The following is a 16,712-nucleotide window of genomic DNA, read 5'->3' as shown; positions in this document are numbered from 1 at the left end:
ACGCCGGACATCGCTGAATCCCCTATGGCAGCACCGAACTCCGACGCACCCGCAGCGGACGCACCGGTGGTCCCGGCCCCGAACGCCGACGCACCTGCGGTGGACGCACCAGTGGGCGCGGCCCCGCGCTTCGCCTCCTCGGCGGCCGGCGCTCGGCGCTTTGCCGATCTCGGGTTGCCACCGCTGCTGGTGCAGGCGTTGCGGCGCAACGGCATCGACACCCCGTTCCCCATCCAGGCTGCCGTTATTCCGGATATTCTGGCTGGTCACGACGTATTGGGCCGGGCCGCAACGGGTTCCGGCAAGACCCTCGCATTCGGCCTGCCCATGCTGGTGCGGCTCTCGGGGGCGCCGACCGCACCGCGGCGGCCGCGCGGGCTGATCCTGGTGCCGACGCGGGAGCTGGCCCTGCAGATCGAGACCGCGCTCGATGAGCCGTCGCTATCGCTCGGGCTGCGGCTCGCCTCGGCGGTGGGTGGTCTGGCCATCAAGACGCAGGACGAGAAGCTGGGTCGCGGCGTCGATCTGCTCATCGCCACGCCCGGGCGCCTGACCGATCTGATCGGCCGTCGCGCCGTGAATCTTTCGGATGTCCAGATCGTCACCGTCGACGAGGCCGACCATATGGCCGACCTCGGCTTCCTGCCGCAGCTGACGGCAGTGCTCAATCGTGTTCCCGGTGAGGCGCAGAAGCTGCTGTTCTCGGCGACGCTGGACGAGGCCATCGATGCCCTGGTGCAGCGCTACCTGCGCTCCCCCGTCAGTCATGCGGTCGTCGCACAGCCCAATGCGCCCGCACCCTCGAATTCCGCTGTCGCGGAGACCGAGACCGAACTTCCCGATATCGCGCACTACGCGCTGCATGTGCGGCGCATCGAAAAGCGGCCGGTGGTCACGGAAATCGCCGCGCGCAAGGGCCGGACCCTGCTGTTCGTGCGCACCCAGCACGGTGCGGACAAGCTCGCCCGCAAACTGCGTGAGGCCGGCATCGCGGCCGCCGCACTGCACGGCGGCCAGGGCCAGAACCAGCGCACCCGCACCCTCGCGGCCTTCGCGGACGGCACCTGGCCGGTGCTGGTCGCCACCGATATCGCCGCCCGCGGCATCCATGTGGACGATGTCTCACTGGTCGTACACGTCGATCCCCCGGCCGATCCGAAGGACTACCTGCACCGCACCGGCCGTACCGCGCGCGCCGGCGCCTCCGGCACGGTCGTCACCATCGTCAGCCCGGACGACCGGCAGGAAGCGGCCGATCTGGCCCGCCGCGCAGGCGTTTCCGTCACCGATGTGGAAGTCCGCCCCGCGGACCGCCGCCTCGCCGAGATCACCGGCGCCCGCCGCCCCTCCGGCCACGCCCTCGCCGATCCGGCCACCATCGCGGCGACCGCCAAAGCCGCTGCGGCCGCGACCGATTCACCTCCCGAACGCCCCCGCCACCGCATCGATCCCCGCACCGGCGGTCGTCAGCACTCCAAGAAGCGCAAGACCAATACCACCCGCAAGGGCCGCTGACCGTCGAACCCGCACTGCCGCATCGAAATACCCGCCGGACAGGCACTCCGACCGGCAACCCTTCGCGCTGCCGGTGCATTCGCCGCCGGGTAAAGTCCGCCGCGTGAAGTTCATGATGGGGTGTGCACTGGCCGTCGCGTGCACAAGTGTGGGATTGCCTGTGGCGCACGCGGATATCGCGCCGTCCTGCATCGAATACGACAACGGTTACAAGGCGGAGTGGCAGGCCAGCTGGGCGGTCTATCAAGCCGAGCAGGGGCAACCCGATTCCCGCTCCTCGGCGGTGGTGGATCTGCCGATCACCATCGCCGCCCCATTCCAGAAGGTGTGGGATGTGTATTCGAATCTCAACAACGATCTCGGCCGCCATCCGTTCATGCGGGAGCTGATCACCCATCGCACCTGTGATGACGGCGGCGTCCAGGTCTCGGATTTCACCGCGCTGGACGATATTCCGATGGGCCCCATCACCTTCCCCGGCCACACCCAGGCCGAACAGCGCGTCCACGCGGCGCAGCACTACTACGAATCGGACAGCTGGGATATCCCGAATGTCACCACCCACCAGCTGATCACCTTCACCGACAACGGCGACGGCACCACCACGGTGAACGAGCACATCACCTTCCTCGCCGACGCCGCGCTGATCCAATTCACCGCCGACAACGGCGCGTCCTCGCACCGCACCTACCAGGCCGCCCTCAAGCGAGACATCGAAAACGGCTCACTCTGAACCGATTACCCGACGCGCCCGGCACCGCGCGAATCGCCATCAACACACCTGATTTCAACACCGACACGCCAATTGCCAGCTGCCGCCGATCCATTGGAGCAAACAGCTGGCAATCCAGTCGGCACAATGCCGCCCACCCGGTTTGCGCCACTGGCTATTCCCCAGAGGGAATCGCACCCCCTGGCCGGATCCCGCACAGTCGTCCTCGTGAATGACGAGCAGACTCTGCACTACACCCGCGTCGACAGCACGGTCGAGGGCGGCTCCCACTTCGTCGAGGCCGAAATCGCGCTGGCCGAAAAGACTCTCGCGGCAGGTGTGCCCGCCATGTCGGTAGGCGGGATGCCGTCGGCCGCTGGAGTGTCCTTCCTCCGCAGCGCGGGGTTCGACAGCGCGCCGCACCCGGCGCCGGCGCGGCAATGGGTGGTGCTACTGCGCGGGGTGCTTGCGGTGACCACCTCGGACGGTGAGGAGCGCAGATTCGGGCCGGGCGATCTATTGTTCGTCACCGATACCGAGGGCGCAGGTCACACCACCGTGGCGGTCGGCGCGCCGCCGTTCGAGGCGCTGTTCATTCCGGCCGGCGGCTGATCCGCGGCGGCAAGGAGCCCACGCTCCGACTGTTCCCGAGCGGGCCGACTACACTGGGTCGCTGCATGCGTGACATCAGGTAAACGCACGAAGGGTGTCCACCTCACCGGATAACCTTCGGGTGATTCGTGCCATATACCTGCCACCGAAGCATGGATAACACGAAAACCCCACGTCAAAACCATGAGGCGGCTACGAACGTGCAGTTTCTTCCCGGGCAGAACCCGCCCTACGACCTGACTTACGACGATGTCTTCCTCGTCCCCAACCGGACGGATGTGGCGTCGCGCTTCGATGTCGACCTGTCCAGCAGTGACGGGACCGGGACCACCATCCCGCTCGTGGTCGCGAATATGACCGCTGTCGCCGGCCGCCGCATGGCCGAGACGGTGGCGCGCCGCGGCGGCATCGTGGTGCTGCCGCAGGATCTTCCGATCCAGGCCGCCGCCGACACCATCACCTTCGTGAAGAGCCGGTCGCTGACCGCGGACACTCCGGTCACGCTGGATCCGGAGCAGTCGGTCTCCGATGCGCTCGCACTGATCCACAAGCGTGCGCACGGCGCGGTCGTGATCGTCGAGAACGGCAAGCCCGTCGGCGTGGTCACCGAGGCCGCGTGCAGCGATGTGGACCGTTTCGCTCGCCTGAGCACCGTCGCCGACACCAATTTTGTGAGCGCGCCGGCCGACGCCTCCCCGCGTGAGGTCTTCGGCCTGCTCGAGGGCAGCCGCTCCGGTCTTGCCGTGCTGGTGAACGCCGACGGCACCCTCGCGGGCGTCATGACCCGCACCGGCACCATTCGCGCGGGCATCTACCAGCCCGCCGTCGATGCCCAGGGCCAGCTGCGCATCGCGGCCGCGGTCGGCATCAACGGCGATATCCCGTCCAAGGCCAAGGCTCTTGTCGATGCCGGCGCGGATGTGCTGGTCATGGATACCGCGCACGGCCACCAGCAGAAGATGCTGGAGGCGCTGCGCGCGGTGGCCGCACTGGATCTGGGTGTGCCGCTGGTCGCGGGCAATGTGGTCTCGGCCGCGGGCACCCGCGATCTGATCGAGGCCGGCGCGGACATCATCAAGGTCGGTGTGGGCCCCGGCGCCATGTGCACCACCCGCATGATGACCGGCGTGGGCCGCCCGCAGTTCTCCGCCGTGGCCGAATGTGCCGCTGCCGCCGCGGAATTCGGCAAGCACGTCTGGGCCGACGGTGGCGTCCGGCACCCGCGCGATGTGGCGCTGGCGCTCGCGGCCGGCGCCTCGAACGTCATGATCGGCTCCTGGTTCGCGGGCACCTACGAGTCGCCCGGCGATATGCGCATCGACCGGGACGGCAACCGCTACAAGGAGAGCTTCGGGATGGCCTCCAAGCGCGCCGTCGCCGCCCGCACCGCCGCCGACTCCGCCTTCGACCGGGCCCGCAAGGCGCTGTTCGAGGAGGGCATCTCCTCCTCGCGCATGCGCCTGGACCCGGAGCGCCCGGGTGTCGAGGACCTGCTCGACTACATCACCTCCGGCGTGCGCAGCTCCTGCACCTACGCGGGTGCGCGCAGCATCGGTGAGTTCCACGACAAAGCCGTGCTGGGCGTGCAGTCCGCCGCCGGTTTCGCCGAGGGCCGCCCGCTGCCGTCGGGCTGGTAAGCGCTCATCGACCGGTAGATCTCCGCAGCCGAACCCGGCGGGAACCCTCGTGGAACCCGCCGGGTTCGGCTGTGTCCGGCGCGGTCGCGCGGAAACCCGCGCCACCAGCCGGTAGCATTATCGACGCCGGACCGTGACGACCCGTTTCACGGCCCACCCCATGCGAAAGGAACCAGTTGTCACCCGCGTCCGAGGGCGCCACTCAGGAGGGCTCCTCTACCGAGCCGGGTGACAAACCCGGCGCCATCGTTGCCCCAGCCCCAGTGATCTCACCCCAAGATCTTCAGACGGCCGGGTGGTGCTGACCGTGTCGGCCCTGATCACCGTTCTCAGTCTGCTCGGTTTTGTCGCATTGACCGCAGGCACGGCACTATTCGTCGCCGCGGAATTCTCCCTCACCGCCCTGGAACGCAGCACCGTGGAGGCGCACGCCCGCGAGGGCGACCGCCGGGCCCGGCAGGTGCGTCAAGCGCACCGCACGCTCTCGTTCCAACTTTCCGGGGCGCAGCTGGGCATCACCATCACCACGCTGATCACCGGTTATATCGCCGAACCGGTGCTGGCGCGGCTGCTGGAGCCCGTCTTCAACGCGTTCGGCGTGGATATCGGTACCTCGCACGGCATTTCGCTGGCGCTGGCCCTGATCATCGCGACCTCGTTCTCGATGATCTACGGCGAGCTGGTGCCGAAGAACATCGCCATCGCCTCACCGCTGGCCACCGCGCGCTGGACCGCCGGACCCATGATGTGGTTCTCGACGGCCTTCCGCTGGATGATCAATTTCCTGAACGGCACCGCCAACTGGGCGGTCCGGCGGCTCGGTGTCGAACCGGCCCAGGAGCTGCGTTCGGCCCGGTCACCGCAGGAATTGGGTTCGCTGGTGCGCACTTCCGCGCTGCACGGTGTGCTCGATCAGCGCACCGCGCAGGTGGTGGATCGCTCACTGCAATTCGGTGAGCGCAGCGCGGAGGAGCTCATGACCCCGCGGGTGAAGATCGAATCCCTCGATCAGGACGACACCATCGCCGACCTCATCGAAACCGCCAGCCGCACCGGCTTTTCGCGTTTCCCGGTCATCGACGGCGATCTCGACAACACCCTCGGCGTGGTTCACGTCAAACAGGCGTTCATGCACCTGGCCAAGGATCGGCGCGTCATCAAGCTCAAAGATATCGCCCAGCCGGTGCCGATAGTCCCCGCCAGCCTGGACGGCGACGAGGTGCTCGAGCGGGTGCGCGCCGACGGTATGCAGGTGGCGCTCGTGGTCGACGAATACGGCGGCACCGCGGGCATTGTCACCATGGAGGACATCATCGAGGAGATTCTCGGCGACGTCCGCGATGAGCACGATGAGGAAGAACTCGATGTGCGCCGCACCGGCAACGACTGGAACTGCTCCGGACTGCTGCGCATCGACGAGGTCTCCCGCACCACCGGATACGACGCGCCCGAGGGCGAATACGAAACGCTCGGCGGCCTGGTGCTGACCCGCCTCGGCCGCATCCCCGTCACCGGGGACGAAGTGCTGCTGCCGCAACCCGGCAATCAGCACACCATGGAAACGCCTACCAGCGGCGGCTGGATCGCCAAGATCGAACGTATGGACGGCCGGCGCATCGACCGGGTGCTGCTGCGCCCCGTCGACGCCGAGGGCCTGGCGGAGTGGGAGCGCAACCATGGCTGATATCACCGCGGTCCTGCTCACCCTGGTGCTGCTGCTGGGCAATGCGTTCTTCGTCGGCGCGGAATTCGCCCTGATCTCCGCCCGCCGCGATCGCCTGGAAGCCCTTGCGGCACAGGGTAAGCGCAGCGCCAATACGGTCATCGAGGCGGGGCAGAACCTGTCGATGATGCTGGCGGCGGCGCAGCTGGGCATCACCATCTGCTCGATCCTGCTGGGCCGGGTCGGTGAGCCAGCCGTGGCGCATCTGCTGCAGGGCCCGTTCGATCTGGTCGGGGTGCCCGATCAACTGCTGCATCCGATTTCGTTCGCGCTGGCACTGACCATCGTGGTCATCCTGCACATCCTGCTCGGTGAGATGATCCCGAAGAATATCGCGCTGGCCGGACCGGAACGCTGTGCGCTGCTGCTGGTTCCGATCCATCTGGCGTGGTTGCGCCTGGCCAGGCCGCTCATCGCGATCTACAACCTGGCGGCGAACCTGTCGCTGCGGGCGCTGCGCATCGAGCCCAAAGATGAACTGGATTCCACTGTTTCGTCGGTGGAGCTCGCCGAGATGTTCGGCGAATCCCGGTCCGAGGGCCTGCTGGACGAGGAGGAGCACCGCCGCCTCACCCAGGCACTGGGCTCCAGCGACAGCATTGTCGCCGATGTGATGGTGGCACTGGCGAAGACCCGCTCGGTGCCGCTGCGCGGTGACGGCACCACCCTCGGCGATATCGAGAACGCGGTCGCCGAAACGGGTTTCTCGCGGTATCCGGTGCGGGCCGGGGACGGTTCCCTGGTCGGCTACCTGCACGTCAAGGATGTGCTGGACCTGGTGGCCGATGACGATGCGGGGCCGTCCACGCCCATCCCCCGCACCGATATCCGCCCACTGCCCACGGTCAGCACCGGCGCCACCCTCTTCGAGGCCCTGGCCCGCTTGCGCCGCACCAACTCCCATCTGGGACGGGTGGTGGACAGTCGCGGCAATACCGTCGGCATTGTCGCCCTGGAGGATCTGGTGGAGGAGTTCGTCGGCACCGTGCGCGACGGCACCCACCGAGTCGCGGAGTGATCTGAACGTGCTTGCCGATCTCCCAGTGCTCGCGCCCGCCGACTGGCGGGCGCGAGCAGCCGCACACCGTGAGCGAGTGGACGCGCTGGTGGGCCCGTATCTCCGGCAGCGGGCCGCCGGGTCCAAACACCCGGTCATCGATTTCCTGTTCACCTATTACGGCAATAAGCCCGCACAGCTCAGACGCTGGCATCCCGGCTTCGGAATGGCGCTCGCCGACGGTGCCGACTATTCGGAAGCCCGTGGCTACCATCGGGTTCCAGGCGATTCCCCCGCCACCGTCGCATGGACGGCAGACCCCGCCTTCCTCCAGAAGCGCCGCGACACCATCGAATTCGTCGCCCGCCTGCTCTCGGCCACGGCGACCCGCCCCGCTCAACTGTCCTGCTTCGGCCTGCACGAGTGGGCCATGGTCTACCGCACCGACGACGTCCGCCACCAGCAGGTCCCCCTCCGCCTCGGCCACGCGGGCACCGACGCGGTCGTCGAATCAATGCAATTGCGCTGCACCCACTTCGACGCCTTCCGCTTCTTCACCCCCGAAGCGATCCCCCTCAATATCGAGCCCCTGACCCGCGAAACCCAGGAGCACCGAGAGCAACCCGGCTGTCTGCACGCCACGATGGACCTCTACAAATGGGGCTTCAAACTCACACCCCTGATCGCATCCGACCTGCTCTTCGACTGTTTCGAACTGGCCTGCGCCGCACGCGAACTCGATATGAAGGCCAGCCCCTACGACCTCTCCGAATACGGCTACGAGCCGATCCGGATCGAAACCCCCTCGGGCCGTGCTGAATACGTCCGCCGCCAGGTCGAGATCGCCGCCCGTGGCGAGACCCTCCGCCAACGATTGCTGACCACCTGCCGGGCGCTGATAGACGTGGCGTAAATCACCGTGCGGTAGCGCTCTGGCCTGTGGGAGGAACTTCACCACCAATCGGCGCAGACAATGAGGCGCTGCACGTCGAGACCGGAATGTGGTTGTTCGTGCCTGCCACCACCACTCCGGCAGTGGACGCGACCGTCGTGCGCATGTCGACCATTCCACACGGTGACGCCTTACTCGCGCAGGGCGCGACAGTGCCGGATACCCAGGGGGCACCGGATATTACGGCGCTGGACAGCACACCCGTCGGCTTGACCTTCGGCGGCGGCTACCCCCCTCCCGGCCAATGCGCAACTGCCGCCCGGCATTCCGGAACAGGCCCTCCGCGACCCCTCCGTGATACTCACCGATGCGCTCAAAGAGCAGTCGGTCACCCACACCACCGTCCTGGACGTCCGCACCGGCACCGGCGATATCCGCAGTATCGACTTGGCCGCACATCCAGGTCGCCACGTTGTCGAAGCAGTAGACGCGCCGAACGAGGCGGCGTGCGGACAGCCGTAGCTGCCCGCACCCGCGCTGCCCGCTGGAAGCAGGCGCACAGCTGCCTCAGCTAGTGGTGACCGACAACCTCGGGCTTTTCCAGCGAGCCCATCAAGACATTGGGACCGTCATATCCATCCCCGACGATAGATACCTCCGCATGGAACACGTCGCCCTGCTGAAGTCCTCTGTTCCACGCAGGAAAATCAACCGTCACCAGCGTCCCGTCCGCTTCGGGATCAGCGCTCTCATCGGCGGTCAGGTACGCATGGAAAGAGCTTTCCCGGGGACCACCCGGGGTAGTCACCCAGCCGTACACCCAGTACCGCTCGGCAATGTGCCCTCGACCGTCGGCGAGTGCCGCCTTCAATGCGGCTTCCTCATTCACTCCCGCGTCGGCCGTTGCCGCCGAGCCCCCAGTCGCTACCGCGATGGCAACTGCAACCGTAATCAGTGTTCGCATGTTTTCTTCTCTGTAGAACCCGAAGAGACGTCCTGCCCCCAATCAAGATCATCACACCCCCGACGATGCGGCGACAATGTGGCATCTCCCGCATTATTGCGAGTCCACACACGAAAGCCGTTGCGCTGGATACGATCCTCGGACTCACTCGGGAGCGATCAGGTTGGGACGTCTCATGTCGACCGACAACCGAAGGCTCCGGAGACGGAGATGGCACGTCTCCACACGGGCAGATCTGAAGTGAGAGCGAGCAATTAGTGACGCGTCAGCCACATGGCACTCGAACAGCAGTCAGGGAACCGTACGAGCGGGAACCACGGGAGGAAGTGGAAGACCATTCGCACGACTGGACCCACGACAGGTATGTGCTGACACCCAATCAGCGGATTGTCTTCTTCACCGCGAGACTGTTCGTTTTCATCAACTGGTTGATCGCGCTCTCGCTCGGCGGGTTGATCGTGCACAGCGCCGGTGCGACCATCTGGAACTCCCCCAATGCGAAATACGGTGGCCCCCGCTCGATCTGGATCGAATGCTTCCTCATCTCGTTCGTCATAACGAGCATCGGCGCCGGCTTCATCCTCACCCTGATAGCCGTGATCAAGGGCCGACTGCGCAAGTACGCGCTGGAGCAGACCGAATACTGACCCGGCCGCTGCGGATGGGGGCGGATGCAGGGCAGGTCGGCGGCGGTCGCCTATTCGCCGGGTGTTTGACAGAATCCGCCAATTCGAGCGGGTGATCTTGATTTCCGTGGCGAACCCTACCGAGCGGTCAGTTCATGGGTTACGGTTCCGAGATGTAACCGAGACCACACCGGACATCCGACTGTGCTGCTGGTCATCGGCATAGCTGCTCTGAGGGAATGGGGGGCACCGCAATGTGGCGGTTCTCGGAAGTACGGCGGTTCAAACCGGCGATCCTGCTGACGGCCGCGTTCATGTGCGGAGCCATGCTCCCGGTGACCGGCGCGCAGGCGGATCTGCAATCGGATATCCAGAATCAGGTACAGCAGTTCTTCGATGTGGGGCGGACATCGGTACCGCGGGCGGACTGCGGCCCGGACTCGCTGCCGGAGACCGGCATGCAGGGTGATGTGCCCGCCGACGATCGCAACAGCGGCCGCAGCACGCTCGGCTATCGGTGCAATATGTCGCTGGTGGGCGGCTATGTCGGCCGCGGCGCGGGCATCACCTCGGCCACCTATGACCACTGCTCGTACACCGGATCGATGTTCCCGGGCAATATTCTCGGGCCCGCGCAGGGCGTACAGGTCCTGGATGTCTCCGATCCGGCCAATCCGGTACTGACCGGAAACCTCACCGAACCCGCCATGCTCGCGGGCACCTGGGAGTCGCTCAAGGTCAATCCGGTGCGAAAGCTCCTGGTGGGCACCGGTGTTCCCGTCGGTGAGGGCGCGGGGTATCTGTCGGTCTACGACATCTCCGATTGCGCGCATCCGCGACTGCTGAATGCGGGCGCGGGCACGAATCTGCTCATGCCGCTGCCGATCACGACTCATGAGGGCGGATTCTCACCGGACGGCAATACCTACTGGGCCTCCGGCATCGCGCCCGGCTTCGTGAGCGCGGTCGATCTCACCGATGCGGCCAATCCGCACGTGATCTGGCAGGGCCTCACCGGTATCGAAGCGCACGGCTTCGGCATCAGCCCCGACGGCAATCGCATGTATCTCTCGGCGCTGGGCGGTTTCACCACCCTCGATATCAGCGCGGTCCAGCGGCGCGATCCGAATCCGCAGGTCAATCACATCGGCCGGGTGTTCTGGACGGACGGCATCGCGACCCAGCACAGCATTCCGGTCACCTATGACGGGAAGCCGTTCCTGTTCACGGTGGACGAGGCCGGTGCCGGCGGCGTGAAGCTCATCGATATCTCCGATGACACCAATCCCAAGGTCGTTTCGAAGATCAAACTGCAGATCGAACTCCAGGAGAACCTGGATTCGGGGATGGCCTCGTCCATGGGTGGTTCGGTGTTCTCCTACGACGCGCACTACTGCGCGGCCGACCGCCCGGATAATCCGACGGCCCTGGCCTGCGGCTGGGAAGAGTCCGGCATCCGCGTCTTCGATGTGCGTGATCCGTTCCACGCCAAGGAGATCGCCTACTACAACCCGCCGGCACGCAAGGGCCGGAATCTCGAATTGTGGAACTCCCCGCATGCGCTCGCTTCGATCATCGGTGTCCCGCTGCTGCAGTTCCCCGCCGCCGCTCGGGCCATCCTGGAAGGCAAATTCGATCCCACCCAGGCGCTTTCGTCGCGCACCGGTGAGATCGCCTTCGGTGATCTGTCCACCGACTGGTGCTTCGCCCCGCCCGAATGGCACGGCAGCCAGCTCTGGACCAGCTGCAATGACAACGGGTTCATGGTGCTGCAACTCGGCAACGATGTGTACACCCCGCCCGATGATCAGCATTCCGTGGTGGGCTCGTGACGGGCAATCGCTGGGGCCGCGCGGCCGGTCTGGCCGCGCTCGCCGTCCTCCTGTGCGTCAGCGGAATGCTGCTGCGGCCGTTCATCATTCCCGACACGCAGTCCGCGCCGCCGGTGTTGAACCCGACCGAGATCGGCTTCACGCAGGACATGATGGCGCACCACGAGCAGGCGCTGATCATCGTGCAGCGCCTGGACCCGGCCGCCGATCCGGCCATTCGCCGACTGGCACAGCAGATCTCCGACAGCCAGCGCATGGAGATCGGCACCATGCTCGGCTGGCTGCGCCTGGCCAACGCCTCCCCCAGCAATCCGCATCCGATGTCCTGGATGCACAGCACCGGAATGCCCGGCGGCACTGACCATTCGGGCATGAATATGCCCACCGGCACCGCATCGACGGCAGGCGTCACCATGCCCGGCATGGCCACCCTGGCCGAACTCGACGCCCTCGCCGCCGCGCGCGGTTCCGCCGCCGAAACCCTTTTCCTGCAACTGATGCTGCGCCATCACCGCGGCGGCGTTGCCATGGCCCAGGCCGCGGACAAGCAGGTGGCCTCCGGTCCGGTCAAGGAGACCGCCCGCGCCATGATCACCGCACAGTCCCAGGAGGCGGGCATCATGACCCTGCTGCTGGCCCAGCGCGGCGCCCAGCCGCTCGCGTGAACGGCACAGTGCGCGCACCGTGACACTGCGCCGGAAATCCCGGACGCCTCCTCGAAAGAAAGTGTGCGCCATGGGTATCGTCAGCGGAATGAGTTCAGAGGGACGCGTCGCGCTGGTCACCGGTAGCGGTCGCGGGATCGGGCGCGCCATCGCGCTGGCATTGGCGGAAGACGGCGCGGACGTCGCGGTGAACTACCGCTCCGACGCAGAGGCCGCGGCCGAAACAGTCGCGGCGATCGAGAAACTGGGCCGCCGCGCGCTCGCGGTGCAGGCCAGCGTGGATTCGGTCGAGGACGACGAGCGCATGGTGGACCACGTCATCGACGAGTTCGGCCATATCGACATCCTCGTCAACAATGCCGGCATTGCCAGCCGCGGCCGCTTTGTCGCCGATACCAATCCCGATGAACTGCTGCGCGTCATGGCCACGCACGCGCTGGGCGCACATCACGTCTCCCGCCTGGTCCTGCCCTCCATGCGTTCGCGTCCGCGCGGCGACATCATCATGATTTCGAGCGTCGCCTCCCTGGGCTTCGCACCGGGTGGCGCGCCGTACACGATGGCCAAGGCCGCGCTCGAGGCCCTCGCGTTCACTCTCGCGAAAGAAGAGCGCGACAACGGTATTCGTGTCAATGTCGTGGCGCCCGGCCTGGTCGACACCGATATGGGCAGGCGCCTGGTGAAGGCGGTCACCGGCATCACCGATATTCGCAAGCTGGACGAAAACTCCCCCTTCGGCCGCGTCTGCCGGCCCGAGGACATTGCGAATATGGTCCGCTTCCTGGTCTCCCCGCAGGCCGAATACATCACCGGCCAGAAGATGAACATTCACGGCGGCAGCGCCAACGTCGGCTGACCCGCACCGTTCGCCGGGCCCGCATCGACCGGTGCTGTGGAACTTCTCACTTGCTCGAATCTCGTGTGCTCGGCAAGCCGGGGCGGCGTTATCGTCGAAGTGTTGATCAATGTCGCGATGCGGGAGGACTGCTGCAGTATGACGATTCCTCTCGAGACGCAGACCATCCCCGAGCATATTCACGGATACCCTGACCTGGCCTTCGGCGGGTACGTGGCGGGAATGCTGGCCGCGCGGGCGACCGGGGACACGCTCCGGGTGGACTTTCGGCGAGCCGTGCCGGTGTCGACCCCGGTGGTGCTCATCGCTGAGGACGAGGGCGCCAGCCTGCTCGCACCGGACGGCACGCTGCTGGTGGAAGCCGCACCGTCGGCGCTGAGCATCGATGCGGTTCCGGCCCCGCCGCTCTCCGAGGCCAGGGCCGCGACTGCACGGGCACTCTCCGCTCCCGAGCGCCGGGTCACCGACTGCTACGGCTGCGGTGTCGGCTGCCCGCCCGGACGCGGCTTACGCCTGTTCGCCTGGGCCATCCCGGAGCGACGTGTCACGGCGGCGGCATGGACCCCTGATGCGGGATTGGCCGGAGAGAACGGCGAGCTGCCACCCGAGACGGTGTGGTCCGCGCTCGACTGCCCAGGCGGCATCGCCGCATGGGTCTACGCCGAGATGGGAATGGGCGCGTTCACCGCGGCCCTGACGGCGAGGCAGCTGCGCCCGATGTTCGCCGGGACCGAATACATCTCACACGCTTGGCCGATCGACCGAGATGGTCGCAAACACACGGTGGGCGTGGCGCTTTCGACCGCCGAGGGTGAACTGTGCGCGCTCGCCGAGGCCCTGTGGATCGAGCCGCGCGCGGAATAGCCCGCGCGCGACCGCATTCGGCGCCTACAGGTTGCCGACGGCATGTTCCAGGCGGCGAGCCACCAGATCCCGCGCCGCCTCACGAAGCGCGGGCCGATAACCGCTGGGGTACACCGGATCTCCGGGCGCGTAGGTCTTGAGGACCTCCTTGGCGAGCGTGATCTTGTGCACCTCGGTCGGGCCGTCGGCGATCGCCATGACCTGCGCGTAGTTCATCATGTCGACGAACGGGAGGTCGGTGCTGACGCCGATGGCGCCGTGCAGGTGCATGGCCCGCTGGGCGATATCGTGCATGACCTTGGGCATGGCCACCTTGATGGCGGCGATATCGTGGCGCACCTTGCGGTAGTCCTGCTCCTTGTCGATGCGCCAGGCTGTGCGCAGGACGAGCAGCCGAAACTGCTCCATCTCGATCCACGATTCGGCGATCTTCTCCTGCGTCAGCTGCAGGCCACCGAGTACGCCCTTGCGCATGGGCCGGGAGACGGCACGCTCGCACATCATGTCGAAGGCCTTGCGCACCAGGGCAACCGTGCGCATGGCGTGGTGCACACGCCCGCCGCCGAGGCGGGTCTGCGCGACGACGAAGCCGAGCCCTTCGGCGCCGAGCAGGCTGTCGGCGGGGATGCGCACATCGGTGAAGCGCAGGTGGCCTTCGGTATCGCTGAAGCCGGGCACGGTGAAGTTCCGGACGATCTCCAGGCCGGGGGTGTCGGCGGGGACGATGAACATCGAGAGTCGCTGGTGCGGTGCGGCTTCGGGATCGGTCACCGCCATCACGATGTGGAAGGTGGCGTAGGCGGCCGCGGAGTTGAACCACTTCTCGCCGTTGATGACCCACGAGTCGCCGTCGCGAACGGCGAGGGTCTTGAAGGACGTCGGATCGGAACCACCGGTGGGTTCGGTCATGACATAGCAGGAGCCGATCTCACCGGCGAGCAACGGCTCCAGGTACTTCGACTTCTGTTCGGGGGTGCCGAAGTGCGCGAGAATCTCCGCATTACCGGAATCCGGTGCCTGACAACCGAAGACGAGTGGCGCCCACTGCGAGGTGCCGAGCACCTCGTTCAGCAGTGCGAGTTTCAGCTGACCGTATCCGGGTCCGCCGAGCTCGGGCCCGAGGTGGCAGGCCCACAGTTCCTGCGCTTTCACCTGCTCCTGCAATGGTTTCATGAGCGCCCGGATCTCCGGGTTCTGCCGGTCGTACGGATTCGGGTAGAGCAGATCCAGCGGCTCCACCTCGGTCCGGACGAACTCCGCGACCCAGTCCAGTTTCTTCTGGTATTCCGGGTCGGTCTCGAAATCCCAAGCCATGGTCAACCTTTCACTTGATTGCGGCCGGTGTGGTGACACCGTCGAGGATGGTGGTGATGAGAATGTCGGCGATCTGATCGGGGGTGTACTCGCCCTCGGGGTGGTACCAGGAGCTGGTCATATTGAGCATGGCCACAACGCTTTTGGTGACGACGTGATCAGCGGTTCGCAGGACGCCCGCCGCGTGACCCTCGTCGAAGACCCGCTGCCAGCTGCGCTGGATCCCATCCCGCAGTTCCTGTAGATCGGCATTGCGTTCGCCGGTCAGCGCACCGGCGTCGCGCAGGGCGATGGTGACCTCGTGGCGATGTTCGAGAATGAGCCGCACATGGCTGCGAATCAGCTTGCGCAGCTTGTCCATCGGCGCATCGCTCGTCTCGGCGATACCGGCCGCGGCGTCGAGCATGAGCTGGGTGTAACCGCGCCGGATCTGGAAGAGCAATTCCTCCTTGGACCCGATGTGGTAGTACAGCGCCCCACGCTGAATCCCGGCCCGATCGCCGATCTCGCCGACGCTGGTGGCGTGGAATCCCTTCTCCGCGAACAGTTCCAGCGCCGCCCGCACAATCCGCTCGCGGGTCTGCACCGGATTCGATTCCGAGGCCGGTGGCCGTCCGCGCCGGCGCGCGGGTACCTCGGTCATCGCCACCCGCCGTCCAGGGCGAGCGTCGCGCCGGTGCAGAAGGCCGAGGCGTCGGAGGCGAAGAACAGTGCCGCGCCCACGATGTCGGCCGGTGCGCCGATCCGCCCGAGCGCATTGTGCTGGATGAGATAGTCGCGCATCGCCTGCGGCCACGCCTTGGCGATATCGGTGTCGAAGGCCCCGCAGCGAATGGTGTTCACCCGCACCGCCGGCCCGTAGGTCTGTGCGAGCCCGCTCGACAGTGCCTCCAGCCCGGCCTTGGCGGCCGCATAGGGCACGGCCATCGGTTCGGGCTTGGCCGCCTCGATCGAGGAGATATTGATGATCGATCCGGAGCCCGCCGCGGCCATGCGCGCCCCGATGAGCGCCGACAGCCGGAACGGCCCCTTGAGATTGGTGGCGATGACCTTGTCGAACATGGCCTCGGAGACCTGATCCAGGCTCGGGTACAGCAGCGACATGCCCGCATTGTTGATCAGCACGTCGACCTGCCCGAATTCCGTATAGGCGGCCTCGACCAGGGACTCGCAGTGCGCCCACTCCCCCACATTGCAGGCCACCGGCAGCGCCCGCCGCCCGTATGCCTCCCGTACTTCAGTGGCGAGTACGTCACATGCGTCGAACTTGCGACTGGCGATGACCACGTCCGCACCGGCGTCCGCGCAGGCCAGCACCATCTCCCGGCCCAGCCCCCGGCTGCCGCCGGTGACCGCGACGACCTTGCCGGACAGCGTGTTTCCCATGCGCGACACCTTCATGTGCTCGACCCCGGAAATGTTCCGATCAGTACATTAAATGTACCGGGCGATACAATCAAGACCCGCCGCAGGACACCGAAACACCGGTACCGCGAAATCCCG

At 66.5% G+C, this 16,712-nt stretch carries 17 protein-coding genes; 13 read left to right on the top strand and 4 right to left on the bottom strand.

What is annotated here, in order from left to right; all coding sequences use genetic code 11:
* Positions 1-24 precede the first annotated feature (24 nt).
* The 8 genes from OG716_RS07775 (at position 25) to OG716_RS07740 (ending at position 8,610) form a co-directional block, all read left to right on the top strand.
* On the top strand, positions 25-1,515 hold the full coding sequence (locus tag OG716_RS07775; RefSeq protein WP_405137003.1) for a DEAD/DEAH box helicase: 1,491 nt from the start codon (positions 25-27) through the stop codon (positions 1,513-1,515).
* 112 nt (positions 1,516-1,627) lie between these two features.
* Entirely contained in the window at positions 1,628-2,248 is a 621-nt protein-coding gene (locus OG716_RS07770; protein WP_405139577.1) for a hypothetical protein, read from the top strand.
* A 207-nt stretch (positions 2,249-2,455) separates the two neighbouring features.
* The gene (locus tag OG716_RS07765; protein ID WP_405137002.1) at positions 2,456-2,839 is read left to right on the top strand and encodes a hypothetical protein; all 384 of its coding nucleotides are present in this window, start codon (positions 2,456-2,458) and stop codon (positions 2,837-2,839) included.
* 200 nt (positions 2,840-3,039) lie between these two features.
* Entirely contained in the window at positions 3,040-4,476 is a 1,437-nt protein-coding gene (locus OG716_RS07760; protein ID WP_405137001.1) for a GuaB1 family IMP dehydrogenase-related protein, read from the top strand.
* Between the two features lie 307 nt (positions 4,477-4,783).
* Positions 4,784-6,160 carry a hemolysin family protein gene (locus OG716_RS07755; RefSeq protein WP_405137000.1) on the top strand — a complete coding sequence of 459 codons (1,377 nt, stop codon included), beginning with the start codon at positions 4,784-4,786 and terminating at the stop codon, positions 6,158-6,160.
* Positions 6,153-7,217 (top strand): hemolysin family protein, encoded by a 1,065-nt coding sequence (locus OG716_RS07750; RefSeq protein WP_405136999.1) that lies wholly within the window; start codon positions 6,153-6,155, stop codon positions 7,215-7,217. Before OG716_RS07755 ends, OG716_RS07750 begins: the two co-directional genes overlap by 8 nt.
* A 7-nt stretch (positions 7,218-7,224) precedes the next feature.
* Positions 7,225-8,109 (top strand): 3-methyladenine DNA glycosylase, encoded by an 885-nt coding sequence (locus OG716_RS07745; RefSeq protein WP_405136998.1) that lies wholly within the window; start codon positions 7,225-7,227, stop codon positions 8,107-8,109.
* A 333-nt stretch (positions 8,110-8,442) separates the two neighbouring features.
* On the top strand, positions 8,443-8,610 hold the full coding sequence (locus tag OG716_RS07740; protein ID WP_405136997.1) for a hypothetical protein: 168 nt from the start codon (positions 8,443-8,445) through the stop codon (positions 8,608-8,610).
* 49 nt (positions 8,611-8,659) lie between these two features.
* Here OG716_RS07740 and OG716_RS07735 read toward each other — a convergent pair whose 3' ends face one another.
* Positions 8,660-9,052, bottom strand: coding sequence for a hypothetical protein (locus tag OG716_RS07735; RefSeq protein ID WP_405136996.1), 393 nt, complete (start codon positions 9,050-9,052; stop codon positions 8,660-8,662).
* Positions 9,053-9,378: 326 nt separating this feature from the next.
* Here OG716_RS07735 and OG716_RS07730 point away from each other — a divergent pair, with 326 nt between their 5' ends.
* The 5 genes from OG716_RS07730 to OG716_RS07710 all read left to right on the top strand — a co-directional run bounded on the left by OG716_RS07730 (position 9,379) and on the right by OG716_RS07710 (position 13,895).
* Positions 9,379-9,699, top strand: coding sequence for a hypothetical protein (locus OG716_RS07730; protein WP_405136995.1), 321 nt, complete (start codon positions 9,379-9,381; stop codon positions 9,697-9,699).
* A gap of 233 nt (positions 9,700-9,932) precedes the next feature.
* Positions 9,933-11,510, top strand: coding sequence for an LVIVD repeat-containing protein (locus tag OG716_RS07725; RefSeq protein WP_405139575.1), 1,578 nt, complete (start codon positions 9,933-9,935; stop codon positions 11,508-11,510).
* Positions 11,507-12,175, top strand: a complete 669-nt coding sequence (locus tag OG716_RS07720; protein ID WP_405136994.1) for a DUF305 domain-containing protein — start codon at positions 11,507-11,509, stop codon at positions 12,173-12,175. Before OG716_RS07725 ends, OG716_RS07720 begins: the two co-directional genes overlap by 4 nt.
* Positions 12,176-12,263: 88 nt before the next feature.
* On the top strand, positions 12,264-13,031 hold the full coding sequence (locus tag OG716_RS07715; RefSeq protein WP_405136993.1) for an SDR family NAD(P)-dependent oxidoreductase: 768 nt from the start codon (positions 12,264-12,266) through the stop codon (positions 13,029-13,031).
* A gap of 138 nt (positions 13,032-13,169) precedes the next feature.
* Complete coding sequence (locus OG716_RS07710; protein WP_405136992.1) at positions 13,170-13,895, top strand: PaaI family thioesterase; 726 nt, start codon at positions 13,170-13,172, stop codon at positions 13,893-13,895.
* A gap of 24 nt (positions 13,896-13,919) precedes the next feature.
* On the opposite strand, the gene OG716_RS07705 is transcribed toward OG716_RS07710, so the two are convergent.
* From OG716_RS07705 to OG716_RS07695, 3 genes are read right to left on the bottom strand one after another with little or no spacing between them, the layout of a single operon-like run.
* The gene (locus tag OG716_RS07705) at positions 13,920-15,209 is read right to left on the bottom strand and encodes an acyl-CoA dehydrogenase family protein (RefSeq protein WP_405136991.1); all 1,290 of its coding nucleotides are present in this window, start codon (positions 15,207-15,209) and stop codon (positions 13,920-13,922) included.
* 10 nt (positions 15,210-15,219) lie between these two features.
* Positions 15,220-15,852, bottom strand: coding sequence for a TetR/AcrR family transcriptional regulator (locus OG716_RS07700; RefSeq protein ID WP_405136990.1), 633 nt, complete (start codon positions 15,850-15,852; stop codon positions 15,220-15,222).
* Positions 15,849-16,595: an SDR family NAD(P)-dependent oxidoreductase gene (locus OG716_RS07695; protein WP_405136989.1), complete on the bottom strand. Its 747-nt coding sequence runs from the start codon at positions 16,593-16,595 to the stop codon at positions 15,849-15,851. The genes OG716_RS07700 and OG716_RS07695 overlap by 4 nt, the downstream gene beginning before the upstream one ends.
* Positions 16,596-16,712 lie beyond the last annotated feature (117 nt).

The organism is Nocardia sp. NBC_01388 (assembly GCF_045040085.1).
Lineage (GTDB): Bacteria > Actinomycetota > Actinomycetes > Mycobacteriales > Mycobacteriaceae > Nocardia.
The sequence above is the reverse complement of the archived record's forward strand: the minus strand, read 5'-3'. Positions and strand labels throughout refer to the sequence as shown.

Excerpts from the sequence above, each read along its gene's own strand:
- OG716_RS07705 (WP_405136991.1), bottom strand. The coding sequence starts at position 15,209 with ATGGCTTGGGATTTCGAGACCGACCCGGAATACCAGAAGAAACTGGAC.
- OG716_RS07770 (WP_405139577.1), top strand. The coding sequence starts at position 1,628 with ATGATGGGGTGTGCACTGGCCGTCGCGTGCACAAGTGTGGGATTGCCT.
- OG716_RS07700 (WP_405136990.1), bottom strand. The coding sequence starts at position 15,852 with ATGACCGAGGTACCCGCGCGCCGGCGCGGACGGCCACCGGCCTCGGAA.
- OG716_RS07775 (WP_405137003.1), top strand. The coding sequence starts at position 25 with ATGGCAGCACCGAACTCCGACGCACCCGCAGCGGACGCACCGGTGGTC.
- OG716_RS07725 (WP_405139575.1), top strand. The coding sequence starts at position 9,933 with ATGTGGCGGTTCTCGGAAGTACGGCGGTTCAAACCGGCGATCCTGCTG.
- OG716_RS07750 (WP_405136999.1), top strand. The coding sequence starts at position 6,153 with ATGGCTGATATCACCGCGGTCCTGCTCACCCTGGTGCTGCTGCTGGGC.
- OG716_RS07710 (WP_405136992.1), top strand. The coding sequence starts at position 13,170 with ATGACGATTCCTCTCGAGACGCAGACCATCCCCGAGCATATTCACGGA.
- OG716_RS07715 (WP_405136993.1), top strand. The coding sequence starts at position 12,264 with ATGAGTTCAGAGGGACGCGTCGCGCTGGTCACCGGTAGCGGTCGCGGG.
- OG716_RS07695 (WP_405136989.1), bottom strand. The coding sequence starts at position 16,595 with ATGGGAAACACGCTGTCCGGCAAGGTCGTCGCGGTCACCGGCGGCAGC.
- OG716_RS07735 (WP_405136996.1), bottom strand. The coding sequence starts at position 9,052 with ATGCGAACACTGATTACGGTTGCAGTTGCCATCGCGGTAGCGACTGGG.